At 58.2% G+C, this 26,929-nt stretch carries 28 protein-coding genes; 11 read left to right on the top strand and 17 right to left on the bottom strand.

Features of this window, described 5'->3' with window-relative positions; all coding sequences use genetic code 11:
• Positions 1–17: 17 nt before the first annotated feature.
• From aspS to IE089_RS12855, 3 genes are all read right to left on the bottom strand, one after another.
• Positions 18–1,796, bottom strand: a complete 1,779-nt coding sequence (gene aspS / locus IE089_RS12865) for an aspartate--tRNA ligase (RefSeq protein ID WP_189478203.1) — start codon at positions 1,794–1,796, stop codon at positions 18–20.
• Between the two features lie 41 nt (positions 1,797–1,837).
• Complete coding sequence (locus IE089_RS12860) at positions 1,838–2,098, bottom strand: FmdB family zinc ribbon protein (RefSeq protein WP_189478202.1); 261 nt, start codon at positions 2,096–2,098, stop codon at positions 1,838–1,840.
• Between the two features lie 184 nt (positions 2,099–2,282).
• A complete protein-coding gene (locus IE089_RS12855) occupies positions 2,283–2,771 on the bottom strand; it encodes an HU family DNA-binding protein (RefSeq protein ID WP_189478353.1) in 489 nt (162 codons plus the stop codon).
• Positions 2,772–3,083: 312 nt separating this feature from the next.
• Between IE089_RS12855 and IE089_RS12850 the strand changes: the two genes are divergently transcribed.
• Both IE089_RS12850 and IE089_RS12845 read left to right on the top strand, forming a co-directional pair.
• Positions 3,084–4,799: a proline--tRNA ligase gene (locus IE089_RS12850; RefSeq protein WP_189478201.1), complete on the top strand. Its 1,716-nt coding sequence runs from the start codon at positions 3,084–3,086 to the stop codon at positions 4,797–4,799.
• An 8-nt stretch (positions 4,800–4,807) separates the two neighbouring features.
• Positions 4,808–5,392, top strand: coding sequence for a lytic transglycosylase domain-containing protein (locus tag IE089_RS12845; protein ID WP_189478200.1), 585 nt, complete (start codon positions 4,808–4,810; stop codon positions 5,390–5,392).
• 1 nt (position 5,393) lies between these two features.
• Here the strand turns inward: IE089_RS12845 and IE089_RS12840 are convergent, their stop codons facing one another.
• Entirely contained in the window at positions 5,394–6,440 is a 1,047-nt protein-coding gene (locus IE089_RS12840; protein ID WP_189478199.1) for an AraC family transcriptional regulator, read from the bottom strand.
• 128 nt (positions 6,441–6,568) lie between these two features.
• Between IE089_RS12840 and IE089_RS12835 the strand changes: the two genes are divergently transcribed.
• The 4 genes from IE089_RS12835 (at position 6,569) to IE089_RS12820 (ending at position 10,159) form a co-directional block, all read left to right on the top strand.
• On the top strand, positions 6,569–7,420 hold the full coding sequence (locus tag IE089_RS12835; RefSeq protein WP_189478198.1) for a helix-turn-helix transcriptional regulator: 852 nt from the start codon (positions 6,569–6,571) through the stop codon (positions 7,418–7,420).
• Positions 7,421–7,542: 122 nt separating this feature from the next.
• Positions 7,543–8,886 (top strand): glutamine synthetase family protein, encoded by a 1,344-nt coding sequence (locus IE089_RS12830; protein ID WP_189478197.1) that lies wholly within the window; start codon positions 7,543–7,545, stop codon positions 8,884–8,886.
• Positions 8,887–8,954: 68 nt separating this feature from the next.
• Positions 8,955–9,782 carry an endonuclease/exonuclease/phosphatase family protein gene (locus IE089_RS12825; RefSeq protein WP_189478196.1) on the top strand — a complete coding sequence of 276 codons (828 nt, stop codon included), beginning with the start codon at positions 8,955–8,957 and terminating at the stop codon, positions 9,780–9,782.
• A complete protein-coding gene (locus IE089_RS12820; RefSeq protein WP_189478195.1) occupies positions 9,773–10,159 on the top strand; it encodes a DUF5329 family protein in 387 nt (128 codons plus the stop codon). Before IE089_RS12825 ends, IE089_RS12820 begins: the two co-directional genes overlap by 10 nt.
• A 16-nt stretch (positions 10,160–10,175) precedes the next feature.
• Here IE089_RS12820 and IE089_RS12815 read toward each other — a convergent pair whose 3' ends face one another.
• Positions 10,176–11,516, bottom strand: coding sequence for an MATE family efflux transporter (locus IE089_RS12815; protein WP_189478194.1), 1,341 nt, complete (start codon positions 11,514–11,516; stop codon positions 10,176–10,178).
• Positions 11,517–11,716: 200 nt separating this feature from the next.
• Between IE089_RS12815 and IE089_RS12810 the strand changes: the two genes are divergently transcribed.
• Positions 11,717–12,898 (top strand): fatty acid desaturase, encoded by a 1,182-nt coding sequence (locus IE089_RS12810; RefSeq protein ID WP_189478193.1) that lies wholly within the window; start codon positions 11,717–11,719, stop codon positions 12,896–12,898.
• Between the two features lie 101 nt (positions 12,899–12,999).
• Positions 13,000–13,485: a glutathione peroxidase gene (locus tag IE089_RS12805; RefSeq protein ID WP_189478192.1), complete on the top strand. Its 486-nt coding sequence runs from the start codon at positions 13,000–13,002 to the stop codon at positions 13,483–13,485.
• Between the two features lie 30 nt (positions 13,486–13,515).
• On the opposite strand, the gene IE089_RS12800 is transcribed toward IE089_RS12805, so the two are convergent.
• The 12 genes from IE089_RS12800 to IE089_RS12745 form a co-directional block, all read right to left on the bottom strand.
• Positions 13,516–15,093, bottom strand: coding sequence for a peptide chain release factor 3 (locus tag IE089_RS12800; RefSeq protein ID WP_189478191.1), 1,578 nt, complete (start codon positions 15,091–15,093; stop codon positions 13,516–13,518).
• 60 nt (positions 15,094–15,153) lie between these two features.
• The gene (gene lipB, locus IE089_RS12795; RefSeq protein WP_189478190.1) at positions 15,154–15,786 is read right to left on the bottom strand and encodes a lipoyl(octanoyl) transferase LipB; all 633 of its coding nucleotides are present in this window, start codon (positions 15,784–15,786) and stop codon (positions 15,154–15,156) included.
• 6 nt (positions 15,787–15,792) lie between these two features.
• On the bottom strand, positions 15,793–16,065 hold the full coding sequence (locus IE089_RS12790; RefSeq protein ID WP_189478189.1) for a YbeD family protein: 273 nt from the start codon (positions 16,063–16,065) through the stop codon (positions 15,793–15,795).
• A 12-nt stretch (positions 16,066–16,077) separates the two neighbouring features.
• The gene (locus tag IE089_RS12785; RefSeq protein WP_189478188.1) at positions 16,078–17,238 is read right to left on the bottom strand and encodes a D-alanyl-D-alanine carboxypeptidase family protein; all 1,161 of its coding nucleotides are present in this window, start codon (positions 17,236–17,238) and stop codon (positions 16,078–16,080) included.
• 77 nt (positions 17,239–17,315) lie between these two features.
• Positions 17,316–18,125 carry a septal ring lytic transglycosylase RlpA family protein gene (locus IE089_RS12780; protein ID WP_189478187.1) on the bottom strand — a complete coding sequence of 270 codons (810 nt, stop codon included), beginning with the start codon at positions 18,123–18,125 and terminating at the stop codon, positions 17,316–17,318.
• Entirely contained in the window at positions 18,125–19,120 is a 996-nt protein-coding gene (gene mltB, locus IE089_RS12775) for a lytic murein transglycosylase B (RefSeq protein WP_189478186.1), read from the bottom strand. The genes IE089_RS12780 and mltB overlap by 1 nt, the downstream gene beginning before the upstream one ends.
• Before the next feature lie 37 nt (positions 19,121–19,157).
• A complete protein-coding gene (gene rodA / locus IE089_RS12770) occupies positions 19,158–20,297 on the bottom strand; it encodes a rod shape-determining protein RodA (RefSeq protein ID WP_189478185.1) in 1,140 nt (379 codons plus the stop codon).
• Positions 20,297–22,141, bottom strand: a complete 1,845-nt coding sequence (mrdA, locus tag IE089_RS12765) for a penicillin-binding protein 2 (protein WP_189478184.1) — start codon at positions 22,139–22,141, stop codon at positions 20,297–20,299. The genes rodA and mrdA overlap by 1 nt, the downstream gene beginning before the upstream one ends.
• A gap of 27 nt (positions 22,142–22,168) precedes the next feature.
• A complete protein-coding gene (rlmH, locus tag IE089_RS12760; protein ID WP_189478183.1) occupies positions 22,169–22,642 on the bottom strand; it encodes a 23S rRNA (pseudouridine(1915)-N(3))-methyltransferase RlmH in 474 nt (157 codons plus the stop codon).
• Positions 22,642–22,977 (bottom strand): ribosome silencing factor, encoded by a 336-nt coding sequence (gene rsfS, locus IE089_RS12755; protein WP_189478182.1) that lies wholly within the window; start codon positions 22,975–22,977, stop codon positions 22,642–22,644. The genes rlmH and rsfS overlap by 1 nt, the downstream gene beginning before the upstream one ends.
• Before the next feature lie 23 nt (positions 22,978–23,000).
• Positions 23,001–23,666: a nicotinate-nucleotide adenylyltransferase gene (nadD, locus tag IE089_RS12750; RefSeq protein ID WP_229802750.1), complete on the bottom strand. Its 666-nt coding sequence runs from the start codon at positions 23,664–23,666 to the stop codon at positions 23,001–23,003.
• An 8-nt stretch (positions 23,667–23,674) separates the two neighbouring features.
• The gene (locus IE089_RS12745) at positions 23,675–24,931 is read right to left on the bottom strand and encodes a glutamate-5-semialdehyde dehydrogenase (RefSeq protein ID WP_189478180.1); all 1,257 of its coding nucleotides are present in this window, start codon (positions 24,929–24,931) and stop codon (positions 23,675–23,677) included.
• 94 nt (positions 24,932–25,025) lie between these two features.
• Here IE089_RS12745 and IE089_RS12740 point away from each other — a divergent pair, with 94 nt between their 5' ends.
• The 3 genes from IE089_RS12740 (at position 25,026) to bfr (ending at position 26,898) form a co-directional block, all read left to right on the top strand.
• Positions 25,026–25,655 (top strand): 2-hydroxychromene-2-carboxylate isomerase, encoded by a 630-nt coding sequence (locus IE089_RS12740; protein ID WP_189478179.1) that lies wholly within the window; start codon positions 25,026–25,028, stop codon positions 25,653–25,655.
• 129 nt (positions 25,656–25,784) lie between these two features.
• Complete coding sequence (locus tag IE089_RS12735) at positions 25,785–25,988, top strand: bacterioferritin-associated ferredoxin (RefSeq protein ID WP_189478178.1); 204 nt, start codon at positions 25,785–25,787, stop codon at positions 25,986–25,988.
• A gap of 424 nt (positions 25,989–26,412) precedes the next feature.
• Positions 26,413–26,898, top strand: coding sequence for a bacterioferritin (gene bfr, locus IE089_RS12730; protein ID WP_189478177.1), 486 nt, complete (start codon positions 26,413–26,415; stop codon positions 26,896–26,898).
• The last annotated feature ends 31 nt before the right edge of the window (positions 26,899–26,929 follow it).

Genomic DNA, 26,929 nt, shown 5'->3' with positions numbered 1-26,929 from the left:
GACTTGTTACCGATTGCTCAGGCAATGCCGTCTGCTGACTTCTCGCGCAGGCGAATATTCAGCTCGCGTAACTGCCGCGCACTCACATCGCTGGGTGCCTCGGTCATAACACAGGCTGCGGTCTGCGTTTTCGGGAAGGCGATAACGTCCCGAATAGATTGGGCGCCCGTCATCAACATCACAATGCGGTCCAGGCCGAAGGCCAGGCCACCGTGGGGCGGTGCGCCGTACTTCAGGGCGTCCAGCAGGAAGCCAAACTTCTCTCTGGCCTCTTCGTCATCGATGCCCAGGATGCGTAGCACCGCTTGCTGCATAGATTGGTCGTGGATGCGGATGCTGCCACCACCCAACTCGGTGCCATTAAGCACCAGGTCATAAGCCTTGGACAGTGCTTCACCCGGGCTGGCTTCCAGCGCCTCCACGCTGCACGCAGGCGCGGTGAAGGGGTGATGCAGCGGTGTCCATCCGCCCTCTCCATCTTCCTCGAACATGGGGAAGTCGACGACCCAAAGAGGTGCCCATCCGTCGGCAACCAGGCCCTGGTCCTCAGCCACTTTGACGCGCAGCGCACCCAGCGCTTCGTTAACGACTTTCACCTTATCAGCGCCGAAGAAGATGATGTCACCATCGGCGGCGCCCAGACGCTGCATCATCTCGGCGACCACAGCTTCGGGCATAAACTTGAGAATGGGGCTTTGCAGCCCCTCAACACCAGCGGCAAGGTCATTGACCTTAATCCAGGCCAGACCACGCGCACCGAAGACACTGACATAGCTGGTGTAATTGTCAATTTCCTTGCGGCTGATGGTGGCACCACCCGGAACCCGCAGCGCTGCCACGCGACCAGCGAGATCATCAGCCGGTCCACGGAACACTTTAAAATCAACCTGTTGCATCAGGTCATCCAGCGACACCAGCTCCAGCGCAATACGCAAGTCCGGGCGGTCTGAGCCAAATCGGTCCATCGCTTCGGCGTAGGTCATGTGCGGGATATCGCCGAGGTCCACATCCAGAACGGTGCCAAACAGCTGGCGCACCATCCGCTCAGTGATCTCCATGATGGCATCCTGATCCAGGAATGCGGTTTCGATATCGATCTGGGTAAATTCCGGCTGCCTGTCTGCGCGCAGGTCTTCATCACGGAAACAGCGGGCGATCTGGTAGTAGCGATCGAAGCCAGACACCATCAATAGCTGCTTGAACAGCTGAGGCGACTGCGGCAGTGCGAAGAACTGACCGGGGTGTGTGCGACTGGGCACCAGGTAATCGCGCGCACCCTCGGGCGTAGCGCGGGTGAGAACGGGCGTCTCGATATCCAGGAATCCCTCTGCATCGAGGAAGTTGCGCACCGCCGATGTAATGCGAGAGCGCATGATCAGGCGTTCCTGCATTTCGTGGCGACGCAGGTCCATGTAGCGGTACTTCAGGCGGACGTCCTCTCCCACCGCCGTGTACTCATCCAACTGGAAGGGGGGCGTCTCGGCAGAATTGAGTATCTCCAGCTGCTTGCCCAGCACCTCGATCTCACCGGTGGCCATCGCAGGATTAACCGTGGCCTCGCTGCGGGCGCGAACCCGACCCGTGACCTTTAGCACATATTCGCTACGCACCTTATCCGCGCGCTCGAAGTGCTCCTCTGTATCCGGGTCAAAAACAACCTGTACGATGCCGGCGCGATCGCGCAGATCCAGGAAGATCACGCCGCCGTGATCCCTGCGTCTATCGACCCAGCCGCAAAGGGTGACGGTTTCATCAATGTTGGCGCTTCGCAAATCGCCGCAGTAGTGACTGCGCATAATGGGGTTTCCGTTGGTAATGAGGGCGTGCGCTGACCGATTCAGGCTGCGCTACTGGAGTCGTTGTTGCCTGAGCTTTTACCACCATCCGCCTTGTCGGCAGCGAGGTTTTTCTTGTCGCCGGTTTTGAAATCGGTCTCATACCAGCCGCCGCCCTTGAGACGGAATGCGGCGGCGGACACCAGTTTTTTCAGCGCCGACTGCCCGCATTGGGGGCATTCCACCAGCGGTTCGTCACTGATTTTTTGCAGGGCTTCCAGCTTGGCGCCGCAAGACTCGCACTGATACTCATAGATAGGCATAACGACTACCCAACAACATTGTCAGATGGTGAAAAAAGAGGCGCGGATTTTACCCCAAGGGGGCAGGTGTGGCCAATGCGGGGGTTGGCTGATTTTGAGGGAGCGGTAACCTTACACCCTGTCTGTGCATGGCGAGGGGTAGGATTAGCTCCGCCACCTGAGGTGACGGAGCCAGGAAATGGCCTTAAGAGCTGGCGAATTCCTTCATCTTCTTCAGAGGACGCACCTTAACAGCAATGCTGGCAGGCTTGGCCTTGAAGGTAGTTTCTTCACCGGTGAAGGGATTAATACCCTTGCGAGCCTTCTTGGCGGGCTTCTTAACGGTGGTGACCTTCATCAGACCAGGCAGAGTGAACTCGCCAGCGCCGCGCTTCTTGATGCTGCGCTCAATCAGCGTTTCCAGCTCACCCATGACGTCGCCAACCTGCTTCTTGCTCAGGCCGGTGCTGTCAGCGATGCTCGCCAGAATCTGACTCTTGGTCATTTTGTCTTTGATTGCCGTCGCCTTCTTAGCAGGAGCGGCTTTCTTAGCTGCTACCTTCTTCTTGGCGGGGGCCTTCTTGGCAGGTGCCTTTTTGGCCGCTACTTTTTTCTTAGCGGGTGCCTTTTTGGCTGCTACCTTTTTCTTGGCTGGAGCCTTCTTTTTCTTCGCTGCTGCTTTTTTGGTTGCCATGTCAGTTAAAACCTTCCCTAAGTTTTTAATGGACTTATCGTTTAAGCCGGTCACTTCTCCGCTTCCCCGACCGCAGAAAACAGCGACTTTCCCAGACTCACGGCAAGGTATAAAGCATGAAACGCTGTAATACAAGCGTTTTCAAACAGGGGTGAGAAAAAAATCCCTATTTTTACTGTCTCAACGCGTTTTTTGACGATCCAAAGTGGTGCAAAACCCTAAAGCGCGCTAACGCCGGGTAGGCTGCTGTACCGCCCTGCCCAAGCCACGTAAAATGGCGCCCTCATTCGCGACACGATTTTTGGTTTGTATATGCGCACCAGCAACTTCCTGATTTGCACCCAAAAGGAAACTCCCGCCGACGCCGAAGTCATCAGCCACCAGCTGATGCTGCGCGCCGGTCTCATACGCAAGCTCGCCGCCGGACTCTACACATGGCTACCCCTGGGCTTGCGCGTACTTCGCAAAGTCGAGGCGATTGTGCGCGAGGAAATGGACCGCGCTGGCGCCCAGGAGATCAGTATGCCGGTAGTGCAACCCGCTGAATTGTGGGAGGAATCGGGTCGCTGGGAAGAGTACGGCCCTGAACTGCTGCGCATCAAGGACCGACACGATAGAGACTTTTGCCTGGGCCCTACACATGAGGAAGTCGTCACTGAACTCGTGCGCAATGAAATCAAAAGCTATAAGCAGCTCCCTCTTAATCTCTATCAGATACAAACAAAGGTGCGTGACGAGATTCGCCCGCGCTTCGGCATCATGCGTTCACGCGAGTTCCTGATGAAGGATGCGTATAGCTTTCACGAAACGCCCGCATCATTGGCAGACACATACGACGTTATGCACGGCGCGTATTCGGCTATCTTCACGCGCCTGGGACTGGATTTCAGGCCAGTGATTGCTGACACCGGCAGCATCGGTGGCAGCAGTTCCCACGAATTCCATGTTCTGGCCGGTTCCGGTGAGGATGACATCGCCTTCTCTGACGGCAGCGGCTATGCTGCCAATGTCGAGATGGCCGAAGCGTTACCCCATAGCGATACTCGCGCAGCAGCGAGTGACGACATGGCGGAGGTGGCAACGCCCGGTGTACACACCATTGACGAGCTTGCCAACAGCCTCGCTATCCCGGCAGAAACGACAGTTAAGACTCTACTGGTAAAGGCCGACGATGACACCGGCTCACCGGTTGCGCTGGTGTTGCGCGGCGACCATCAACTGAATGAGATCAAAGCGGAAAAGCTCGCCGGCATCGCCAGCCCGCTGGCAATGGTGGAGGAAGACGCTGCGCGCGCTACCTGCGGCGCAGGCTTCGGCTCTCTCGGTCCTGTGGGACTCGCTATTCCCGTGATTGTCGACCGCAGCGCTGCAGTCCTCGCTGACTTTGTTTGCGGCGCCAATAAAGATGGTTTTCACCTCACCGGCGTTAACTGGGAGCGTGATCTGCCGCTGCCCCGCATTGAAGACCTGCGCAACGTGGTTCAGGGCGACCCCAGCCCGGACGGCAATGGCAACCTGCAAATCAAGAGAGGCATTGAGGTTGGCCATATCTTCCAGTTGGGCACCAAGTACAGCGAAGCCATGCAGGCCAATGTGCTGAACGAGAACGGCAAGAACGTTCCCATGTTTATGGGCTGCTACGGCATCGGCGTTAGCCGCATCGTTGCTGCTGCCATTGAGCAGAACCACGACGATAATGGCATCACCTGGCCTACTGCCATGGCGCCTTTCCAGTTGGCCATTGTCCCCTTAAATATGCACAAGTCGGAAGCCGTCGCAGCCTGCGCAGAAGAATTGTATGCAGACTGCGTGGCCGCGGGCATCGACGTACTCATGGACGACCGCAACGAGCGGCCCGGGGTGAAGTTTGCCGACATGGAGCTGATGGGAATTCCTCACCGCATTGTCATCGGCGATCGCACGCTGGCAGACGATAAACTCGAGTACAAGGGACGTAGCGACGATGAAGCCACGCTGCTACCCCGCGAAGGCATTCTTGCTGCATTGCAAGAACGTATGGCGTCCTAAGTACAGTGATGCGCGCTGCTGCACTCATCGGTCTGCTGATCGCGCTGGCGGCACCCGCCAGCGCCCAACCCGATGAGGCTGAGCGGGAAGCACTGCGCAGTTTTCTGGAATCCACCATCAGCGGCGCAGACAGCTTTACAGACCGCTATGACGCGGAGGTGTGGCTAGTCGACATGTCCTCCCGTCTGGCGCGCTTCGTCGACGACCCTCAGCAGAGATTACAGCTTCTGCGTCAGATCCACGCCGCAGCGACAGCCGCCGAACTGCCCCCGGAGTTGGTGCTGGCAGTGATCGAAGTCGAAAGCCACTTCGACCGATTTGCTGTCTCCCGCGTGGGTGCTCAGGGCATGATGCAGGTGATGCCTTTCTGGAAGGACGAAATCGGCAGACCCGATGACAACCTGACCGACAATCTGACCAATCTGGAATATGGCTGCCGCATTCTGCAGTTCTATCTGCAGCGGGAGAAAGGACGGCTGCACCCTGCACTGGCGCGATACAACGGTTCCTACGGCAGGCGCACCTACAGCGACAAGGTCTATCGGGCCTGGCGCGACCATTGGCGCACTGAGCCGCTGGCGTGGCTGGAGTAAACTAGCGGTAGCTGCCGGGAGACTGGCCTGTCCACTTCTTGAAGGAGCGGTGGAAGGCGCTGGGATCGCTGAAACCGACGTGCTCCGCAACCTCACTGACTGTAAGACCATCGCGACTGAGCAATGAAATCGCGACATCCCGTCGGGCGTTATCCTTAATGCGCTGGTAGGAAGTCCCCTCGCGCTCCAGGCGCCTGCGCAAGGTTCGCGCTGACATACTCAGCAGACCGGTTAGCTCCTCGAAGCTGGGCATTTCATGGCGAAAATCATCGCCCAGAATTTCACGAATCCTGAAGGTGACACTGCGCTCACTCGCCTGAGGCTCGATCACAATATGATAGGGCGCCAGCTTCAGAAAGCCCTTGAGTTGAGCCTCGTCCCTGATTAGCTCAGCCTCAAGGTGTCGGGCGCTGAAGCCGACAGCGTTCACCGGCTGGTTGAATCTCACCGGGCAGGGGAAAAAGTGACGAATACCGGCAATGAATTCAGGTTCCGGGCCGGCGCACTGGGCTTCAGTGATGTCGATACTCTGACCTATCAACCAGCCACAAAAGCGCAGCCACATGGCCAAGCCACACAAAACACTGGCCTGGGCCTCAGCGGAGTCATCACCGCTCAGGTAAGACAGCGTCGCCTCCTTGTGCTGGGCATCGACGCGTAACTGGTTGTGCACCTGGGCCCCATGGCGAACCCGGCAGCAGGCATTGAATTCGATGGCGCGACGCATTGCCGAAGCCAGCGTGCCGCTGCCCAACATGGATAGAGCTATCAGCCGCGTTGTGCCCACGGGTGTGCGCACATCGGGCATCACGCCCCCAGACTCGTCCCCCAACTCCCGAAAGAGCTCATTGCACAGCCGGCTGTATTGCTCACGAGACACAAAGACCGTCTGTGCTTCGCCACTCAGAGGATCGAAGGGAAACCTTGCACGCTGCAGCATCGCATCGACATCACGATTGAACGCGCGCGCCTGTACCAGCAGCGCTCGGGTAAACGCCATCGGCACCGCGTCGTTATAGAGGTCTGTGGTGGGTCGCCTCGCCGGCATAAGTCTTCACAACTGGTACAACGGCCGGGATTATAGCCCGGCGACTGCCGACCCTGCACCGGCTGGCACGTTGACTTCGGCGAGAGGCCCTCGCACACTCACTCTGGGGAATATAAAGAAGAGACATCATGTCCGACATCCAGCAGCTGAGCCAATGGAACAAGGACATATCGCTGGCTATCGCAGAGCTAGGCACCGACCGGTTCTTTCCCAAGCTGGTGAAGGCCATAAAAGGCCAGGTCGCCATCGACTATCCACAGATCTGGCTGTACCACCGCGACCTACCACCCAAGGTGCTGTATCACGAGATACCCGATCATGCCTTGCGCTCGCAGGTCGACCTGTATTTGGAGGGGCCGTATCGGGAAGATCCGTTCTACCAGGCCTCTATGAATCAACCGCGCTCACGTATCTACCGCTTGTCGCGACTCACCTCTGACAGCGCACAGCAGTCTCAGTACTACACGGATTACTATGCCGACACGGGCACGGTTGACGAGGCCGTGTACCTTTCCAAACTGCGCAGTGGCAACGTGATCAACATCAGCATGATGCGCTTGAGACAGCACGGTGAGTTCAGCGAAGCGGAGTACGAGAAGCTATATTTACTGGCCGACCCCATCGTCGAGTTGATCAAGTCTCACTCCGAACACGACGATTTCGCAGTGACGCACCTGATCAAACCGGGCATAGAACAGCAGATCGAACAGGCGTTTAACACCTTCGGTGAGAGCATGCTGTCACCCCGCGAGAAGGGTGTGTTGGAACTGATGCTGCGTGGCTACAGCACAGATGCCTCTGCGGATCGCCTGGGTATCGCGGTGGAAACCGTACGCCGCCACCGTAAGAGTATTTACCGTAAGTTGGACGTGAGCTCCCAGACCGACCTTTTTTCACTGTTCCTGAACGCCATGTCCTGCCTGGGAGAAGCTGCCGGCGGCGATCCACTGAGCGTGTATATGGCCCCGCGACAGGCTTAGCAAGCGCCAGACATCCTTGCCACAAATAAGTTGGATGTACTACCTGCCCTAACTGGGGCATTGCCAGCCGGCAGCCCTGGATTGATAGTGACCACTTACCGGAAATACACGATGGTCTACCGATGTCCCAGGAAGTGGACTGGTTTCTGCGAGCACACCCCGAGATCACGACGATCGAAGCGCTGCTCCCCGACTGCAACGGCGTTATGCGCGGCAAGTGGCTTCCCCGCCACAAGCTGGCAAAGATATTTGACGGCGAACTGAAACTCCCCCAAACAGCGCTCAGCCTCGACATATGGGGCCGCGACGTTGAAGAACTGGTGTTTGCTTCCGGCGATGCCGACGGTATTTGCCGCCCGGTTGAAGGCTCATTGCTGCCCACCCCCTGGTCGCCTAACGGGCAGCATGGCCAGGTGATGATGTCCATGTATGCCGCCGACGGCACGCCCTACATGGGCGACCCGCGTCACGTGTTGAAGCAGGTGGTATCGCGCTTTACCGAACGTGGCTGGCGACCGGTGGTCGCCGCCGAGCTGGAGTTCAGTCTGGTGACCATGGAAGACGGGCACCCCTCCCATACCTGCCCCTCCCCCGCCGCTGGCACACCCGTGGGCGGCAATATGTACAGTCTGGACGTGCTCAACCAGCATCAGGAGATGATTGAGGAGCTCCGAGTTGCCTGTGAACAGCAGGACCTGCCCTTCGACGGTGTTGTTAAGGAGTCCGCCCCCTCCCAGTACGAAATCAACATGCAGCACGTAGACAGCCCGGTGCTGGCCGCCAAGCAGATCATGATGATGAAGCGACTGATTAAGGGAGTGGCTGCCAGACACCAGCTGATCGCCAGTTTCATGCCCAAGCCCTTCGAGGAAGAAGCGGGCAACGGCATGCACGTGCACTGCAGCGTGTTGGATGAGACCGGCAAAAACATCTTCGACGATGGCACCGAACGCGGCAGCAGCTTCCTGCTGCAGGCAATTGCGGGATGCTTATCTCACATGGCCGAGTCCATTGCGATCTTTGCGCCCAGCTATAACGCCTACCGACGTTTCCAGCGAGGATCACACGCGCCCACAAGCCCCAGCTGGGGTTACGAAAATCGCACCGTTGCCGTCCGGGTACCCGCAGGGAATCCGGCGGCGCGGCGGCTGGAGCATCGGGTGGCCGGGGCAGATGCAAACCCCTACCTGATGTTCGCTGTTTTGTTAGCTGCCATGCTTGCCGGTATTGAACAGGAAATGTCGCCCGGTAAACCGGCGACCGGGGACAGCTACTCACAGCAAAAGGACACACTGCCGGTCTACATGCAGGACTCGCTGGGCCTGTTCCAGCAGTCGGAATTCATTCGCGACGCGCTGGGTGACGAGTTACAGCGCATCTTCAGCCTCACCAAAGAACAGGAAATCGACGAGTTCCGCCGGCGCGTTACTCAGCTCGAGTACCAATCCTACCTGGAGAAGCTGTAGCGCTGACTCACTGGCGGCACAGCCCACCGGGTGCGACACTGGGGGCTCTCAGTCGATAGACCGCCGCTGTGTCCTACTATTCACCTCACTCAGGGCTGCGACAAGGGCTACGCACACCGCTCTGCGCATTGGCTCTTCTCGCAACTGCCACCACACAGGCCGCCAGCGACGCAGAAAGCTGCGCCGCCGCGCTGGGCCAGCCGCTGGTCGGTGAGCAGGTGCTGCTGAAATCGCCACTGAGGGTTCTCAGCTGGAACATACAAAAGGCGGGTGATACAGATTGGGCCGGCGATCTGAGGCAGTTAAGCGATAACATTCAACTCGCGTTCATTCAGGAAGCGGCAGTGAAGGCCAATATTGCCGGCGAGATTCCGCTACCGCTCTATCAGGCATTTGCAGCCGGCTACACTACCGACGATATCGAAACCGGTGTCCTCACCCTCAGTACCAGCTCTCCCAGTTTGCTGTGCAATCTCACCGCCTGGGAGCCATGGCTGGGTACGCCTAAAGCCACCAGCGTCACCGAGCATCCCATGGCGGGACACGAAAACCGGCTGCTGGCAATCAACATTCATGCTGTGAATTTCGAGCTCAGTGCTCAAGAATTTGAGGCCCAATTAAACTCTATTGCCACCGTGATCGCTGCACACACTGGGCCGGTAATCGCCGCGGGCGATTTCAACACCTGGAGCGAGGACAGACAGGACATGGTGGACGCACTGATGGCCGAGCACGGCTTGATCAACACCACCTACGAGCCAGACCTGCGAACACGCTTTTTGGATTGGCCGCTGGACCACATTTATCTTCGCGGTCTCTCAGTGCAAGATACCGAGGTCACCGCTGTAGACAGTTCCGACCATAACCCGCTGAGCGCGACCCTGACATGGCCATAAAATCCACACTACAATCGCCTTCCCCGCGTTGCACCTGCCTGACAATGGTGCTGGTATCACTGCTGTGCCTCTCGCTACCAACGCGTGCCGATGACAGCAGCACAGAGATTGAAGCCCTGCTCTCACAGGTGGCGCAGAGTGGTTGCGAGTTTCAACGCAATGGCAGCGTGCATTCTGCCGAAGATGCCGCGGATCACCTAAGACTCAAGTACCGTCGCGGCAAGCGCCACGTAAACAGCACGGAGCAGTTAATCGACCGCCTTGCCAGCGAAAGCTCCTGGACAGGCAAGGCCTACAGCGTGATCTGTGACGGTGTGGAACGCCCCAGCCGCGACTGGCTCTACGAAGCACTGGCGTCGCTAAGAGCGCCCGAGTGAAGCTGATTCGGTACTACTAGGACCTGGCGTGCTCGCGCTGCAGGCGGCGGGTGAGCACAAATGCGGCCACAATACCCAGGGCACCAAACACCGTCATACCCAGCGCCTCGCCCAGCAGCACCCCCCGCGCGCCAAACAGTTGCGCGCCAAAATAGACCCCGGGAATGATTCCCAGCAGCACTTTACTAAAGTTAAAGGCTGTGGCCCATTTTGCCCGCGACAGGTTGTTAAAGCTGGCGTTTGCGGCAAACAGGGTGCCGTTGAAGAAGAAGGCACCCACCAGAAATGTGTTGTAGAAGCGAATGAGGTCTGCGGCCTCGTCACTGGCGGAGAAGGTGGCAATAATCGGCTCGGTCAGCAGTATTAGCAGCAGCCATACCAGGATCACATACACCAGATTGAACAAAAGCGCATTGCCAAGCGTACTGCGCACACGGTCGTAAAACCCTGCCCCCGCATTCTGGCCGATGATCGGACCAATGGCCCCGGAAAGCGCGAATACGGCGCAGAAAGCCACCGGCGCGATACGCCCCATAATTGCCGCGCCGGCAACGGCGCCATCACCAAATTCTGACAGCGTACGCAGGACAAAGCTGTTACCAATGGGCGTGGCAAGGTTGGTCAGCACGGCTGGGCCGGCAATCGCCATAATCGGGCGAATATCGGCGCGAAACTGGGGGTAGCTAACCCGGCGCGGCAGATGATGGACGCCAATAAGTGCCCGCCACGCAATAACCAGCGTCACCACACGGGACGCCACCGATGCCCAGGCTGCCCCTTCAAGCCCCCAGCCGAAGGTGAAAATAAACAGCGGGTCCAGAGCTGCGTTGGTCAGCGCCCCGTACACGGTTGCCCACATGGCGCGCCGTGCATCACCGACCGCGCGCACACCCGCCGCAGCGCTCATCCCAATAACCAGTATCGGGATAGACAGCATTAGGATCTGGGCATAGCGGATGGCATAGTCCAGCGCCAGACCACGGGCCCCGAGCAATACCAGAAGATCCTCAAGAAAGACCCAGCCCACGACGCTCATCAGCACCGCCAGCACACCATTGAAGAGCAACGCGCTGCTACAGTAGCGACCTGCCAGGTCCCGCCGATAGGCGCCCTCAGAACGGGCAACCAGTGCACCCAAGGCTATCTGCAGACCGATACTGATCGACACCAGAAAGTAGATCAGCGTACCGGCGAAACCCACTGACGCCACCAACGCCTGCTCACCCAGCAGGGTAAGAAAGTACATATCAACAACATCAGCACCGAACATGGTGAGCAAGCCCGTAGCGCTGGCGCCGGTCATCACCAATACGTGCCGCATGGTGGAGCCGCGGGTGAAAACCGCCTTCTCACTCATGGTGCAGGAATGCCTTGCCTTGGACGTAGGGATGAACTGTCACGCGGTGTGGTGGGCTTGAACTGAGGAGGGCGCATAATACTGCATTTTTATGCCGGCGCTGCGGCAAGTGGTCAACCGGGGCGAAATCGCCACAGCGCAAAGACATCGAGGGCACAACCCGCTACCATTACACCATTCAATAGAGGTACTCAGAAGTTATGAACAGCACCGACGCAAAGCCACCGCTGCTACCCATCAACGTTGCCATTTTCGTTGTGCTACCGCTGGCTGCACTGGTTCTGGTACCCGCCTGGGGCGTGTACCACGGATACGACGCCTTTCAGTGGTTGTGGGCGCTGGCCTTCCTTTACCTGAACGGTATGTCCATCACCGGCGGCTACCACCGTTTATGGGCACACAAGGCCTATGAAGCCAGCCCTGCGCTGCGCTGGTTCTATGCGTTCTGGGGCGCCGGTGCCCTGCAGAACAGCATCCTCATCTGGGCGTCAGACCACCGTCGCCACCACCGCCATGTAGACGATAACGAGCAGGACCCTTACTCAGCGGGCCGCGGACTCTGGTTCAGCCATATGGGCTGGATGCTGCGTGACTACAAATCCAACGAAGCGGACTTCAGCAACGCACGCGATCTGCAGCGCGACCCGATCGTCATGTGGCAGGACAAACACTACGTTGCGCTGACGACCTTCATGAACCTGGGCTTGCCCATTCTGCTGGGCCTGTGGCACGGGGATATTATTGGCACGGTGCTGCTGGTGGGATTGCTGCGCCTGGTGGTGAATCACCACGTTACCTTCTTCATTAACTCACTGGCGCACTACTGGGGCACGCGCCCTTATACCGAGAGCAACAGCGCACGGGACAATGGGTTCCTCGCCTTCCTGACCTACGGGGAGGGCTACCACAACTATCACCACATCTTCCAAACTGACTACCGCAATGGCATTCGCTGGTATCAGTGGGATCCCACCAAGTGGTTTATCAGCCTGTGTGAAAAGCTGGGCCTGGCCTCGAATCTGGTGCGCGTACCCGACTTCAAAATTCAGCGCGCCATTCTGGATACCCAGTTTGAGCGAGCGCGTCGAGAGCTGGACGACAGCCCCGCCGCAGAGGGACTGCGCGCCACACTGGAGCGTGAGTATCAGCTGTTCACTGAGTCCATCAACCAGTGGAAAGAACTGCAATCGCAGCGCTACGAGCAAAAGCGCAATGCGCTGGAAGATGCTCTCTCTGAGAAGCGCCAGCAGTTGCAGGAGAAGTGGGACAATGCAGCGTTGCGCACCCGCTTCCGGGAACTGGAGTTCTCCCTGAAGATGCAGCGCAAGCGCGTGGCATTACTCATGGAGCAGGTGCAACTGCAAGCAGCGCAGGCGGCATAACACGATGGGTGGGGGTTAGCCGAAGCTAATCCCGGCGAGCCCCGGGCACGTATCACCCCCATACCAAGATCACTGCGCGAACGCGCGAAGGAGTAATCCGCATGTCTGAATCAGTCTTCGATTTCAGCGCCACTACCAAAGCAGGCTCTGCAAAGTCACTGGCGGATTACAAAGGCAAAGTGCTGCTGGTGGTTAACACAGCCTCAAAATGCGGCTTCACCCCGCAGTTCGAGGGACTAGAGTCACTGTATGAAACTTACAAGGATCAAGGTCTGGAGATCCTGGGCTTTCCCTGCAACCAGTTCGGCAAGCAGGATCCGGGCAGTAATGATGAAATTCAGGAATTCTGCCAGTTGAACTACGGCGTCAGCTTCCCGATGTTCGGCAAGATCGAAGTCAACGGGGGCGGTGCCGACCCATTGTTCAAGTACCTGAAGAAGGCTGCGCCGGGCGCACTGGGCACCGAGCGCATCAAGTGGAACTTCACCAAATTCCTGATCGGCAAAGACGGCTCAGTTTTAAAGCGCTACGCACCTGCCACCAAGCCCTCTGCCATAGAAGCGGATATCGAAGCCCTGCTGGGCTAGACCGCTGGGGCACAAGCGTGCCCCTACCGATCAGTGTTCGCGGGTGGCTCGGAACTCGATATCCGGCCAGCGCTCTTCCATCAGCTGCAAATTCACCCGTGTTGGGGCCAGGTAGGTGAGGTAACCGCCACCGTCCACCGAGAGCTGGTCCGCTGCCTTTTTGCGAAACTCTTCAAGCTTGCGCTCATCCTCGCAGTGCACCCAGCGAGCGGTGTAAACGTTCACCGGCTCGTAAATCGCCTCGACCTTGTACTCGTCCTTCAGACGATAGGCCACCACATCAAACTGTAGCTGCCCCACGGCGCCCACGATCAGGTCCGTGGAGCTGATGGGCGCGAATACCTGGGTAGACCCCTCTTCCGACAGCTGCTGAAGCCCCTTCTGTAGCTGCTTGGACTTCATGGGGTCGGCCAGCCGAATGCGGCGGAACAATTCAGGCGCAAAGTGGGGAATACCTGTGAACTGAAGATCCTCGCCGGCGGAGAAGGTGTCGCCAATTTGGATGGTGCCGTGATTATGAAGGCCGATGATGTCGCCGGACACGGCCTCCTCCACCAATACACGCTCGCCGGCCTTGAAGGTGACGGCATCGGCGATTTTGACGTCTTTGCCCACCCGAACGTGGCGCATCTTCATGCCTTTGTTGTACTGCCCGGAGCAAACCCTCAGGAAGGCGATACGGTCACGGTGCCTAGGGTCCATGTTGGCCTGGATTTTAAAGACAAATCCCGAGAACCTAGGCTCAGTAGCCGCCACCTCGCGGCCTGTAGTGTGGCGATCCAGAGGCGCTGGCGCCCACTCAACAAAATCGTCCAGCATTTCGCGCACACCGAAGTTGGCCAACGCAGTGCCAAAGAATACCGGCGTTAGCTTGCCAGCGAGAAACTGCTCCAGATCAAATGCGTGGCTGGCACCGCGCACCAGTTCTATTTCCTCGACAAAATCGTCGTACTCATCACCCAACAGCTGGCGAGCCTCGTCGCTATCCAGACCGTCGATGCGCTCATCCGGGTGCAGCTGGCTGTTATGACCTGCCACATATTTATGGATGGTGTCGGTATAAAGGTTGTATACACCCTTGAAGAAGCCGCCCATTCCAATAGGCCAGTTGATGGGCGCGCCCTGGATATCGAGTACCTCTTCGATTTCATCCAGCAATTCAATAGGGTCGCGGATGTCGCGATCCATCTTGTTCACAAAGCTGATGATGGGGGTATCGCGCAGGCGACAGACGTTCATCAACTTAATGGTGCGATCCTCGACACCCTTAGCGCCGTCAATGACCATCAGGGCCGAATCCACCGCGGTCAGGGTACGGTAGGTGTCCTCGGAGAAATCCTCGTGCCCCGGCGTATCCAGCAGGTTCACCGTGCGCTCCCGGTAGGGAAATTGCATCACTGATGAGGTAACCGAGATGCCACGCTCCTGCTCCATGCTCATCCAGTCGGAGGTGGCGTGAGGACCCTTCTTCCCCTTCACGGAGCCTGCCACCTGAATGGCACTGCCCAGCAGCAGAAGCTTCTCGGTAATCGTGGTCTTACCGGCGTCCGGGTGGGAAATAATGGCGAAGGTGCGACGCGACTGTATCGCCTGGCCAAGTTCTGACATGAGACTGTCCGTGGAAAAAGCGCGGATTATACGCGGATTCCGCCATGCGTAGCAGTGGCGTCAGTCCGTGTTGGCGGCAGCCAGTTCCCGCTGCAAATGGGTCAAGAGGGACTCGCCAACCGCATCCATCGCGGGCATAGCACTCTCTGCCAGCAGTTGCGCCATGGATGTCACCTCAAGGCCCTCATGGCCGCAGGGGTTGATACGCGAGAACGGTTCCAGATCCATATCCACGTTGAGCGACAGCCCGTGATAGCTGCAGCCGCGGCGAACGCGCAAGCCCAGAGAAGCAATCTTCCTGCCCGCTACGTAGACCCCAGGGGCCGCAGGGTCTGGCGCCGCCTGAATACCGTAATCGGCCAGGCAAGCCACAATGGCCTGCTCGATCACATCCACCAGCGCGCGGACACCCAAACTATGTCGCTTCAAATCAATGAGCAGGTACACCACCCACTGCCCTGGGCCGTGATAGGTTACCTGACCACCGCGATCAACCTGAACCACGGGTATGTCGCCCGGCGCCAGCACATGCTCGGCTTTACCTGCCTGGCCCTGCGTGAATACGCGTGGATGTTGTAACAGCCACAGCTGGTCTGGCGAGTGTTCGTCGCGGGCATCGGTGTAGTCCCGCATGGCAGTCAGTGTTTCGCTGTAGTCGGCGAGGCTCAGCCGACGCAGTTCGAGAGCGGCCATAGCGGCCTATATCACCATCTGAACCAGGCCGGTCCCCATGAGGTCCTGGTGCAGTGCGTCCAACTGCTCCGGCCCGGTCGCCACGATGGTCACATTAATTGATGTAAAGGTGCCCTTGCTGCTGCCTTTCACCAGAACGGTGTCGCGATCAAAGCCGGGCGCATGGCGCTCAACCAACTCCAGAACCACACGCTGAAATTCGTCGCCACTTCTGCCAAGCACCTTTATCGGATAATCGCAGGGAAATTCAATTTTGGGGGGATCGGGTTGCTCCGTCATTGAACTTCGGCCTTAGGCTGAGAAAAGTTTGGAGAACCACATCAGGATGCTGTCCCACAATCGTGCAAAAAAGCCTGCTTGCTCAACGGCTTCCAGTGCCACCAATGGGGTCTCGTAAAGCGTTTCCTCATCCAGCACCAGGGCAACCGAACCCAGAGCATCGCCTACCGCTAGCGGCGCGATGATGCTCTCGTTCTTGGTCACTACTGTTTTCAGATGCTTCTCTTTACCGCGCGGCAAGGTTAGCACCACCGGCTCCTGTACGCCGACAGACAAGGTGTCGCTCACGCCTTTCCAGACACGCACTTCGTCCAATGCGCCACCTTCCGCAAACTGGGTGGTTGTCTCGTAAAAGCGGAATCCGTAATTGAGCAGTGAACGCGTCTGGTTCTTACGTGCGTTAGGGCTGCGGGTGCCCATCACCACAGAGACGAGGCGCATATCACGGCGCTCGGCTGAAGCCACAAGGCAATAGCCAGCCTCACGGGTATAGCCGGTTTTCAGGCCGTCCACGGAAGGATCTTCACCGAGCAGGGAGTTGCGGTTGTACTGGCGGATATCGTTATAGGTGAACTCGCGCTCGGCGTAGATCTTATAGTGCTCGGGGAAATTTTTAATCATCGCCCGGGCAAGTATGGCCAGATCGCGAGCCGTTGTTATGTGATCGGGTGCGGGCAGACCGTGTGAGTTTTGGTAGTAGGTATCGCTCATGCCCAGTGCTTCGGCATAGCTGTTCATCATGTCCGCAAAGGCCGCCTCGGTACCTGCGATGTGCTCGGCAATCGCAACCGTTGCGTCGTTACCAGATGAGATCACGATACCGCGCTCCAGGTCAGCCACCGACACATCCATGCCCGGCTCGATCCACATCAGGGACGATCCGTTAAACACGGGATTCTGCGACCAGGCGTTACGGGACACGCTGACCATGTCATCGGCGGCTATGCGGCCGGCCTCCATCTCGGCGGCCAATACATACGCCGTCATCATTTTAGTCAGGCTGGCCGGTGGCAGAGGCATGTCCGCGTTGTGCCCCACCAGAACCTTCCCGCTGGCTGCATCCATCAACAGGTACGCTTTGGCATCCAATTGGGGGGGCGCCGGAACAATGCTTGCGCCCAGCGCTGGCAGAGTGAACACGGCGATAAAAACAGCGGTCAAAAAGCGAGACATAAACACGGGAACCATTGCGGGCGTGGGCTTCAGGGGATGTTACCCCAAGGCCCGAGCGAGTGAAACGAAATCAGGGCTCAGGGCAGGGGTTGGCCGCTGCCGTAGCCGCTGTCACTAAGCTGACGGCGCACTGCGGCAAACTGCTGTGGGTCATCAATCGGACCAACACGTACGCGGTAAAGCAGGCCATCACCCGCACTGACGGGGCTCACCGCTACCGGCGCAGAAATTACAGTGGCGATCTCATCGCGAAGACGCTGTGCCGACGACTCTGCGCCAAACGCACCCATCTGCAGGTAACGATAACTGCCCAGAGTGGTGCCGCGACGGTCATCAACTCCGGCTATATTGAGCACGCGCACCTCTACCGGAGCCGTGCCCTGCTTCATGAAGCCCAGCTTCACCGCCGCACCGTAAGACAGATCAATAACACGCTCAGGGTGGAAAGGACCCCTGTCATTCACCCTGACGACGATACTGCGGCCATTATTGAGGTTAGTCACTTCGGCGTAGGTGGGTATTGGTAGTGTCTTATGCGCAGCCGTGGCGGCATAGAGATCGAAGATTTCACCGTTGGACGTCTTGCGGCCATGGAATTTGGTGCCATACCAGGAGGCAATGCCCTGCTCACGGTAGTTGCGATAATCGTCCATGATTTCGTAGGTAACGCCATTCACCGTGTAGGGGCTTTTATTGCCAGCGGCGAGAATGGGATCAGGCCGGGGGACGGCATTGGCAACGTCGCCCGGTGCAATCGTGCGCACCGGCGCGCCATCGCTGACCGTATCAGTCACCGCAGTGCCGCCACCCCCACCCGACTGCGGCGGGGGAGTCACCGTGCAGGCTGCGAGGGCGGCAAAGCCCAGCACAACCAGAACCCATCGCATCAACTGCCCACCTCATCGGCCAGGCGCTGGCTCAGCTGATACACACTCATGGCGTACATTGCGCTGAGGTTGTAGCGAGTAATTACGTAGAAATTGTGTAGACCCATCCAGTACTCGTAACCATCAGCCAGTTCAAACTTCATGGCCGTTGCCATGGCGTCATCCGGCAGATCACGCATCGGTTCGACACCCAACTCGGCCAACTCCGCCACCGTGCGCACCGGCTTGAGGTCTTTACGCTTTTGCACAAATACATCGTCAGGCACCGAGCTATCGGCCTTGGCGATGGCAACCACATCGCCGCCGCTGCGCCAGCCGTGCTCTGCAAAATAATTGGCTACCGAGCCAATGGCATCCACGGGGTTATTCCAGATGTCGATCTTGTCATCGCCATCAAAGTCGATCGCATAGGCGCGGTAACTGCTGGGCATGAACTGGCCATACCCCATCGCGCCTGCATAGGAGCCCTTGAAGTCCGCCGGATTGATGCCCTGATCGCGGGTCAGCATCAGGTAGTTCTTGAGCTCTTTGGTAAAGAACTCGGAGCGACGCGGGTAGTCGAAGGCCAGCGTCGTCAGGGCGTCGATCACCCGGTAACTGCCAGTGATGCGCCCGTAATACGTTTCAACCCCGATGATAGCGACAATGATCTCTGCAGGCACACCGGTCTCTGCCTCGGCACGCGCCAGGGTTTCGCGATGGGTGTTGAAGAAAGCAACACCCTCTTCTGCGCGCTGTTCAGTCAGAAATATCTCGCGGTAATCGTACCAGGGCTTGGTCTTTTCAGCCGGCCTATCCATCGCCTCGATAATGCTGTCCTGGCGCTGGGCGTCCGCCATCACCGCTTCCAGTTGGTCGCGATCAAACCCCTCCTCTGCCACCAACTGGTCTATCACCGCTTGGGCTTGCGCATTGCCCGCATAGCTGTCGGCGCGTGCGGACAGCGCAAGCACTGACGTCAGCAAAGTAATGAAGAGAGTGGCGAATCGAATCATGGCAGTGCCTCTATTGGCCAGGTTGTGCGGGAGGGGATTAATAGTCAGCAATGCGTTGCTCCGTGCTGATTGCCATCAGCAGGCCAAAACCTGCCATCAGGGTCACTACAGATGTTCCACCGGCACTCACCAGAGGCAGCGGCACACCCACCACGGGCAGCAACCCGGCGACCATTCCCATATTAACAAAGATGTAGACAAAAAAGGTGAGCGTCAGGCTGCCAGCGAGCATGCGTCCGTAGCTGGTTTTTGCATTCAGCCCAATCCAAAAGCCGCGCAGCAGTATCAGCAGATACAGCGCTACCAGCGTGAGAACACCGCGCAGGCCGAACTCTTCGGCAAGCACGGCAATAATGAAGTCTGTTCGGCTCTCAGGCAGGAAATCCAACTGTGACTGGGTCCCACTCTGCCAGCCCTTGCCAGACCAACCACCCGAGCCAATGGCCGTTTTCGATTGGATGATATTCCAACCTGCGCCAAGTTTATCGCTCTCGGGATTCAGCAATGTCAGGATGCGCTGCTTTTGATAATCCTTAAGTACGAACAGCCACGCCGGCCAGGCAGAAGCCACCGCCAGAACAGCAGCCCCGAAGATGTAGCGCCAGCCGATGCCCGCCATAAAAATCACGAACAGACCGCTGGCGGCAATCAATAGCGCTGTCCCCAGGTCTGGCTGCCTGAGGATAAGCACAGCGGGCAAGCCGACAATAGCAAGGCTCACCACAATGTATTTGAAGCGGGGCGGCAGCACCCGATCAGCCAGATACCAGGCCACGGTCATGGGCACCAGAATCTTGAGAATCTCTGAGGGCTGAAAACGAAAACCGCCCAACGACAGCCAGCGCTGAGCGCCCTTGGCACCCACACCCACAAAGATAACCGCCACCAGCAGGCCAATACCTCCCAGATAGAACCAGGGCGCCCATCGCATATAGGTTACCAGTCGAATCTGCGCGGCCACGATCATCACCACGTAGGCCACCAGAAAGTATTGACCCTGACGAATCACCGCAGCGCTGCTCTGCCCGGACGCACTGTAAAGCACCAGCAGGCCGAAGCTGGTCAATGCCAGCAGCAGAACCAACAGTGGCACATCGATGTGGAAACGGCTGGCAGCGCTTGGCCTGCGGGCGAGATCTGCAGAACCCTGCGGCAGTTGCCTCAGATAATCCGCCATCAGCCAGCGTCTGCCCCGAGTAACCAGGTATCGATCACCTCGCGAGCTATTGGGTAGGCGGCACTGCTGCCACCGCCATTTTCGACCAGCACTGCCACCGCAATGGTCGGCGCTGCATAGGGTGCAAACGCGATGAACAGGCCGTGATTGCGGTGCCGTTCGGCCACCTCCTCTTCACGATAAACCTCGCCCTGGGCAATACCGATAACCTGTGCAGTGCCCGTCTTACCTGCCATTTCGTACGGAATATCCTTACCGATGCTGCGCGCTGAACCGCGCTCCCCGTGCACAACATCGCGCATGGCCTCATGCACCGTGTTCCAGTGTGCCTCAGTGGCAACAACCGGCGGCTGCAATGGAGCCTCTACCAGCTCGCTCCCCCGTGAACGCACCAGTCGCGGTGTGCGGTGTTCGCCTTTGGTAGCCAAAACGCTGGTCGCCACAGCAAGCTGCATCGGCGTCGTCAGCACATAGCCCTGTCCAATGCCGGCGCTCAGCGTCTCGCCCGGGTACCAGGGTTGATTCAGCGCATCGCGCTTCCAGCGGGTGGAGGGCAGCACGCCCCGGCGCTCGTTGGTGGTGTCTACTGCCGTTCGCTCGCCCAGACCAAAGGGGTGGAGATAGTCGTACATTTTATCGATGGTCAGCTTGCGCGCGAGGTCGTAAAAGTAAACATCACAGGACTCTACAATCGCCATGTGCAGGTCGACTTCCGGCGCATGTCCTGTGCCCCGAATCTTCAGAATCCAGTCGCGGTAACGCCGCGAGTCACCCGGCAGTCGGTACCAGCCCGGATCCGGCACCGTCGTTTGGGCCGTTACCAGTCCCGACTCGAGCCCCGCCAATCCCATCATAGGTTTCACGGTCGAGCCCGGCGGATACTGCCCCTGTACTGCCCGGTTGAACAGCGGCACATCTAGAGAATCTCGCAGCTCGCTGTAGTTCGCGCTGCTAATCCCATTCACAAACAAGTTGGTATCAAAACCCGGGGTAGACACCAGCGCCATCACGCCGCCTGTTTTGGGATCAATCGCTACCACGGCGCCGCGCTGCTCACCCAGGGCCTCATAAGCAGTGCGTTGCAGATTGATGTCCAGGTGCAAGGTTAAATCCTCGCCGGGGGTTGGTGCATACCGCTCCAGGACCCGCAGCACCCGGCCATGGGCGTTGGTCTCTACGTTTTGGTAGCCCACTTCACCGTGCAGGGTGTCCTCGTAATACTTCTCAATGCCAACCTTGCCCACATGAAACGTACCACGATAGTCGCGCTCATCGAGGAACAACGCTTCTTCCTCGTTGATGCGGCCCACATATCCCAGCGCATGCGAAAACAGCTCGCCGTGCGGGTAGTGGCGTAGTAACTGCGCGTCCACAACCACGCCGGGTAATTCGTGCCGGTTCACAGCAAGGACCGCCTGCTCCTCCTCGGTTAAACGAAAACGCAGCGGTACCGCCTCGTAAGGACGTCGGCGGTTGAGCTTTTTGCGGAAGTTATCGAGATCGCGATCAGAAATCGGGACCAGTTCACCTAGCCGGGTGAGTGTCGCCTCCAGATCCGGCACGCGCTCTCGTACGACCGACAGAATATGGGTGGCGCGGTTGTCGGCGAGAAGCACACCATTGCGGTCGAAGATCAGCCCGCGCTTGGGCGGCAGGGGCTGCAGCTGCACACGGTTGCGCTCGGATTGGGTGCGGTAGGATTCGTAATGCGTGATCTGCAGGCTGTAATAACGGGCGACAATCAGCCCCAGCGCCATGACCACAATAAGTACTGCGGTAAGGGTGCGTGCACTGTAAATCCGGCTCTCGCGAACGGGGTCCTTAAGTGCTATTGCTTGTGGCATCTACCGCGCGGCCTGACACACCATGAATCAGGCTCGATGATACGGGTGGTTCACAGTGATTGTCCAAGCCCGATACAACTGTTCTGCCAAAACCACCCGCACCAGCGGGTGCGGCAAGGTCAGCGCGCTCAAAGACCACTTCATATCGGCCCGATCCAGGCAGGCGCGAGAGAGGCCGTCGGGGCCGCCCACCAACAGGGAGACATTGCGCCCGTTCATCTGCCAGTCGGACAGACGCTGCGCCAATGATTCGGTAGACCAGGGTTTGCCAAGCACATCCAGGGCCACAACCAGATCACTGGGCCCAATGGATTGGAGGATTTGCTCGCCTTCTTTCTCTTTCAGACGGACGGTATTGCCATTGCGCTTTCCGCGCTGGGCCAGTGGCAGCTCGCGCCACTCCAGATTCAGCTCACGCGGCAGTCGCTTGCTGTACTCCTGTGTGCCCTCGGTCACCCAGCCGGGCATTTTACTGCCCACGGTGTGTACCGTGATGCGCATCAGGCGCCGGCGTCAGTAGCCACCCAGAGTCGCTCCAGGTCGTAGAAGTCACGGGTTGCCGGCAACATCACATGAACCACCACGTCACCGAAGTCCACCAGCACCCATTCTCCTGCATCCTGGCCTTCAACACCGATGGGCGGCATGCCCTGCTTCTTGGCCTCCACACAGACGTTGTCGGCAAGGGATTTCACGTGCCGGTTCGATGTGCCGCTGGCAACCACCATGTAGTCCATCACGTCGGTCATCGCACTGACTTCCAAAGTGACAGGGTTAACAGCCTTGAGGTCATCCAGCGCCTCAAGAACCAGTTCTTTCAAAGGTTCAGCGTCCATGCGTCAGGCTTTCTTGCTCAATGTCATGTTGTGGGAGATCTCCCTGTATAAAGTTCATGTTGATTAATATAGTCCAGTACGGAGTCGGGCAGCAGGTAGCGCGCTGATTTGCCTGATTGCAACAGCGCGCGTATCTCCGTTGCCGAAATGGGCAGTGGCCGCAGTGATTCCAGATACACCCGCCCCTGCGGCACATCGAACAGATCACCGGGCAGTCCCGCTTCGTGGCTGGTCAACCAATCGCCTAGCTCTCCGCCACGTGGCAGGGTAAATCCGGGGCGCGCCACGACTACCAGATGTGCATAGTCCAGCAGGGCCTGCCAGCGCGACCAACCGGTCAGGCCTTGAACAGCGTCACCACCCACGACAAGCAGCAGCGGCATTTCCTGTCCCACCTCAGCGCGCAGCGCCTTGAGACTATCCACTGTGTAGGAGGGGCCAGATCGCGCCAATTCACGAGTATCACAAATCAGGCGAGGCTCATCATCCACGGCCAGCTGCACCATGGCAGCCCGGTGTTCCGCGCTGGTTTGCGGTTCGTCCCGGTGCGGTGGCCGAGCCGACACCATCAGCCTGAGCTGCGACAGGTGCAGATGATCGACCAGTTCCAGGGCCGAGCGCAGATGACCGAAGTGCACGGGGTTAAAAGTACCACCCAGCACAGCTACCGCCTGAGCGCGCTTAGCCACATCCATAGTCAAGTGCGAATTTGTCCGTCACCCAGCACCACATATTTCTGCGAGGTCAGACCTTCCAACCCTACAGGGCCGCGCGCATGGAGTTTGTCGGTTGAGATGCCGATCTCGGCACCCAGGCCATACTCAAATCCATCCGCAAAGCGGGTAGACGCATTGACCATGACCGAGCTGGAGTCCACCTCACGCAGGAAGCGCATGGCACGGGAATGGTCGCGCGTGACAATGGTGTCTGTGTGTTGGGAGCTGTAGGTGGCAATGTGGGCCATGGCTGCATCGATATCGGCGACCACCTTGATCGCGAGAATCGGTGCCAGGTATTCCGCGTGCCAGTCCTCTTCCGTGGCCTGCTGCAAGCCCGGCACGATCTCCAGTGTTTGCTCGCAGCCGCGCAGCTCAACCCCGTGCTCGGCGTATGCACTTGCCAGAGAGGGCAGCAGCGTCGCCGCCTCGCTCTGCGCTACGAGCAAGGTTTCCATGGTATTGCAGGTGCCGTAGCGCTGGGTTTTTGCATTGATGGCAATGTCGGTGGCCATTGATGGGTCGGCACCGCTGTCGATGTAGACGTGGCAAACGCCATCCAGGTGCTTAATGACCGGCACCCGGGCGTCCGCACTGATACGCTCAATCAGACCCTTGCCACCGCGGGGAACAATCACGTCCACGTATTCCGGCATGGTAATCAGTTCGCCCACCGCCGCGCGATCGGGTGTGTCCAGCACCTGAATAGCGGCTGCGGGCAAACCGACCTCGGTCAGGGCATCACGCAGACACGCAGCGATAGCAGCGTTCGACTCAATGGCCTCAGAGCCACCGCGCAAGATGGTGGCATTGCCTGATTTAAGACACAGGCTGGCCGCCTCGACGGTCACATTGGGGCGCGACTCGTAAATGATGCCTATCACACCCAGAGGCACGCGCATGCGTCCCACCTGGATGCCAGAGGGCATGGTGCGCATGTCTGAGATACTGGCGACCGGATCTGGCAGATCGGCAACCTGGCGCAGGCCCTCCAGCATGGTATCGATGCGCGCCGGGGTTAGCGCCAGTCTATCGAGCAGCGCTGCGTCCAAGCCATTACTCCTTCCCCTCGCCAAATCCTGCTCATTGGCATGGGTCAGTGCCTCTCTGGCCTGATCCAGCCGACGACGCGCGGCCAGCAATGCAGCATTGCGCTGCTCCGTGCTGGAGGCTGCAACATCGCTGGCGGCGGCTCTGGCTCCGCGGCCCAGAGCGGCCATGTAATCCTTGATATCCATGTTCGGTCATCCCTTGTGGGCCGGCGATTATACCTAATGCGCAGAGTCGGTGTGCTAAGCTCGGCGGCCTCTTGATCCTGTGCGGAAACCCATGATGAGTGCGAAGCCCACCCTGGAATTTTTCTACGACTGCTCCAGCCCCTGGACCTACCTGGCGTTCACGCGAATGATCCCAATGGCGCAGGAATTGGGTGTGGATATGCAGTGGCGCCCCATTCTCGTGGGCGGCGTGTTCAACGCGGTCAATCAGGAGCTCTACAGCAAGCGCGCCAGTGCTGCTGCCAACGAACGGCAGTTCCGCTACTACCTTAAAGATTTGGGCGACTGGGCCTGGCTGGCGGGCGTGCGCATCATTCAACCCGACGTGTTTCCCGTGAACAGCGCCAAAGCCATGCGCGCTGCCATCTATGCTGCCGAGCAAGGTCAGGAGATCGCATGGTCGCGCGCTGTTTTCGAAGCGTACTGGGGAGATAATCGCGACATCTCACAGCCGGAGGTACTGGCCGACATTGCCAGCGCAATCGGTCTGGACAGCGATGCGCTGGCTGCTGCCTGTGATAACGATACTTACAAAGCGGCACTGCGCGCCAACACCGATGACGTGATCGCGCGTGGCGGCTATGGCTCACCCACACTGTTCATCAATGGGGATGATATGTATTTCGGCAATGATCGCCTGCCGCTGGTCGAGGCTCGATTGAAGGCACTGATGGGCAACCTCTAATTGCGTTAAACCGCATACCAGATAGCACCAGCCCAGGCCGAGTCAGGAAATGTTATTGATTGTTGTTGACAATTATTCTCATTCTTATTACTTTTTGCCCATCGACAGCAGCCAGCCACCGTTTCGCTCATGTACGTCTGTATTTGCAAAGGAATTACCGATACCCAGATCCGCGCCGCCGTTCAGGATGGCGCCAGCTCGGTAAGCGACGTACACAGCAGCCTTGGGGTTGCCAGCCAGTGCGGCAAATGCGGCATTCTCGCCAAAGAAATCGTGCGCGAATCCCTGGACGATGTGATGGACAACGAGCAGCTGTTCTACGCCGTCACCTGATCGCTAACCACTTCCCAGTTCGTTCCCGGCCCCTGGGTACGACACCCGGATATTCCCTGTTTAGACCCGGCCACGCTGGCCAGCTTCTTTCTGTGATTATTCACGCGGGGCCATAAGTAGCATCGCGCTGCAGATGCACTGACTGCTGCTCTTACTGTTTGTGCCCCTATAGACAAGCACCCTTGCCGGCAGTGCGCTGTATCAATGCCCTCCCCCGCTGCCCCCTCATTGCATAAATTTCTGCCAACAAAGGCATGAAACACAGCCCGGCAACACTGGACCCTTAGCTGAACAGTATCACGACATCACGGGATGATAATCGCTCTGATTATCATTATAAATTTTCAACAAAATCAATAACTTAGGTTGACTTAGCGTTAGAAAGGCGTCACTCTTTGCGCATCAACACAAAGGAGGCTAGACCATGAAAGGCGACCAAAAGATGATCGACCACCTCAATACCATTCTCGGTAATGAATTGGTGGCTATTAACCAGTACTTCCTCCACGCCCGCATGTACAAAGACTGGGGCCTGAAAGAGCTGGGCGAGCACGAGTACCACGAGTCTATCGATGAGATGAAGCACGCCGACTCACTGATTGAGCGCATTCTCTTTCTGGAGGGCTTGCCCAATCTGCAGGACTTGGGCCGCCTTATGATCGGTGAGAACACCAAGGAGATGCTGGAGTGCGACCTGAAGCTGGAGCATATCGCCCACGCCGACCTGATTGCTGCCATCGAATATGCAAATTCAACAAAAGACTACGTCTCTCGAGAAATTCTCGTTGATATCATGGAATCCGAGGAGGAACACATCGACTGGCTGGAAACTCAGCTGGGCCTGATCGAGAAGGTGGGTATTCAGAACTACTTGCAGACCGCGATGCACACGGTGAAGCCCGACGAATAAGCAAGGGCAGGTATGAGAAAGGCGCGATAGC

The organism is Parahalioglobus pacificus (genome assembly GCF_014652275.1).
Classification (GTDB): Bacteria; Pseudomonadota; Gammaproteobacteria; order Pseudomonadales; family Halieaceae; genus Parahalioglobus; species Parahalioglobus pacificus.
Note: the sequence above shows the minus strand (reverse complement) of the source record. Positions and strands in the feature narration are given on the sequence as shown.

Bases quoted from the DNA above. Each gene is read 5' to 3' on its own strand.
- IE089_RS12835 (WP_189478198.1), top strand. From the start codon at position 6,569: ATGTCCGACATCCAGCAGCTGAGCCAATGGAACAAGGACATATCGCTG.
- mrdA (WP_189478184.1), bottom strand. From the start codon at position 22,141: ATGCCACAAGCAATAGCACTTAAGGACCCCGTTCGCGAGAGCCGGATT.
- IE089_RS12855 (WP_189478353.1), bottom strand. From the start codon at position 2,771: ATGGCAACCAAAAAAGCAGCAGCGAAGAAAAAGAAGGCTCCAGCCAAG.
- IE089_RS12785 (WP_189478188.1), bottom strand. From the start codon at position 17,238: ATGTCTCGCTTTTTGACCGCTGTTTTTATCGCCGTGTTCACTCTGCCA.
- IE089_RS12845 (WP_189478200.1), top strand. From the start codon at position 4,808: ATGCGCGCTGCTGCACTCATCGGTCTGCTGATCGCGCTGGCGGCACCC.
- IE089_RS12780 (WP_189478187.1), bottom strand. From the start codon at position 18,125: ATGCGATGGGTTCTGGTTGTGCTGGGCTTTGCCGCCCTCGCAGCCTGC.
- mltB (WP_189478186.1), bottom strand. From the start codon at position 19,120: ATGATTCGATTCGCCACTCTCTTCATTACTTTGCTGACGTCAGTGCTT.
- rsfS (WP_189478182.1), bottom strand. From the start codon at position 22,977: ATGGACGCTGAACCTTTGAAAGAACTGGTTCTTGAGGCGCTGGATGAC.
- bfr (WP_189478177.1), top strand. From the start codon at position 26,413: ATGAAAGGCGACCAAAAGATGATCGACCACCTCAATACCATTCTCGGT.
- IE089_RS12740 (WP_189478179.1), top strand. From the start codon at position 25,026: ATGAGTGCGAAGCCCACCCTGGAATTTTTCTACGACTGCTCCAGCCCC.
- rodA (WP_189478185.1), bottom strand. From the start codon at position 20,297: ATGGCGGATTATCTGAGGCAACTGCCGCAGGGTTCTGCAGATCTCGCC.
- IE089_RS12815 (WP_189478194.1), bottom strand. From the start codon at position 11,516: ATGAGTGAGAAGGCGGTTTTCACCCGCGGCTCCACCATGCGGCACGTA.
- IE089_RS12820 (WP_189478195.1), top strand. From the start codon at position 9,773: ATGGCCATAAAATCCACACTACAATCGCCTTCCCCGCGTTGCACCTGC.
- IE089_RS12805 (WP_189478192.1), top strand. From the start codon at position 13,000: ATGTCTGAATCAGTCTTCGATTTCAGCGCCACTACCAAAGCAGGCTCT.
- IE089_RS12745 (WP_189478180.1), bottom strand. From the start codon at position 24,931: ATGGATATCAAGGATTACATGGCCGCTCTGGGCCGCGGAGCCAGAGCC.
- IE089_RS12860 (WP_189478202.1), bottom strand. From the start codon at position 2,098: ATGCCTATCTATGAGTATCAGTGCGAGTCTTGCGGCGCCAAGCTGGAA.
- aspS (WP_189478203.1), bottom strand. From the start codon at position 1,796: ATGCGCAGTCACTACTGCGGCGATTTGCGAAGCGCCAACATTGATGAA.
- IE089_RS12850 (WP_189478201.1), top strand. From the start codon at position 3,084: ATGCGCACCAGCAACTTCCTGATTTGCACCCAAAAGGAAACTCCCGCC.
- IE089_RS12790 (WP_189478189.1), bottom strand. From the start codon at position 16,065: ATGACGGAGCAACCCGATCCCCCCAAAATTGAATTTCCCTGCGATTAT.
- rlmH (WP_189478183.1), bottom strand. From the start codon at position 22,642: ATGCGCATCACGGTACACACCGTGGGCAGTAAAATGCCCGGCTGGGTG.
- IE089_RS12800 (WP_189478191.1), bottom strand. From the start codon at position 15,093: ATGTCAGAACTTGGCCAGGCGATACAGTCGCGTCGCACCTTCGCCATT.
- IE089_RS12810 (WP_189478193.1), top strand. From the start codon at position 11,717: ATGAACAGCACCGACGCAAAGCCACCGCTGCTACCCATCAACGTTGCC.
- IE089_RS12830 (WP_189478197.1), top strand. From the start codon at position 7,543: ATGTCCCAGGAAGTGGACTGGTTTCTGCGAGCACACCCCGAGATCACG.
- lipB (WP_189478190.1), bottom strand. From the start codon at position 15,786: ATGGCCGCTCTCGAACTGCGTCGGCTGAGCCTCGCCGACTACAGCGAA.
- IE089_RS12840 (WP_189478199.1), bottom strand. From the start codon at position 6,440: ATGCCGGCGAGGCGACCCACCACAGACCTCTATAACGACGCGGTGCCG.
- IE089_RS12735 (WP_189478178.1), top strand. From the start codon at position 25,785: ATGTACGTCTGTATTTGCAAAGGAATTACCGATACCCAGATCCGCGCC.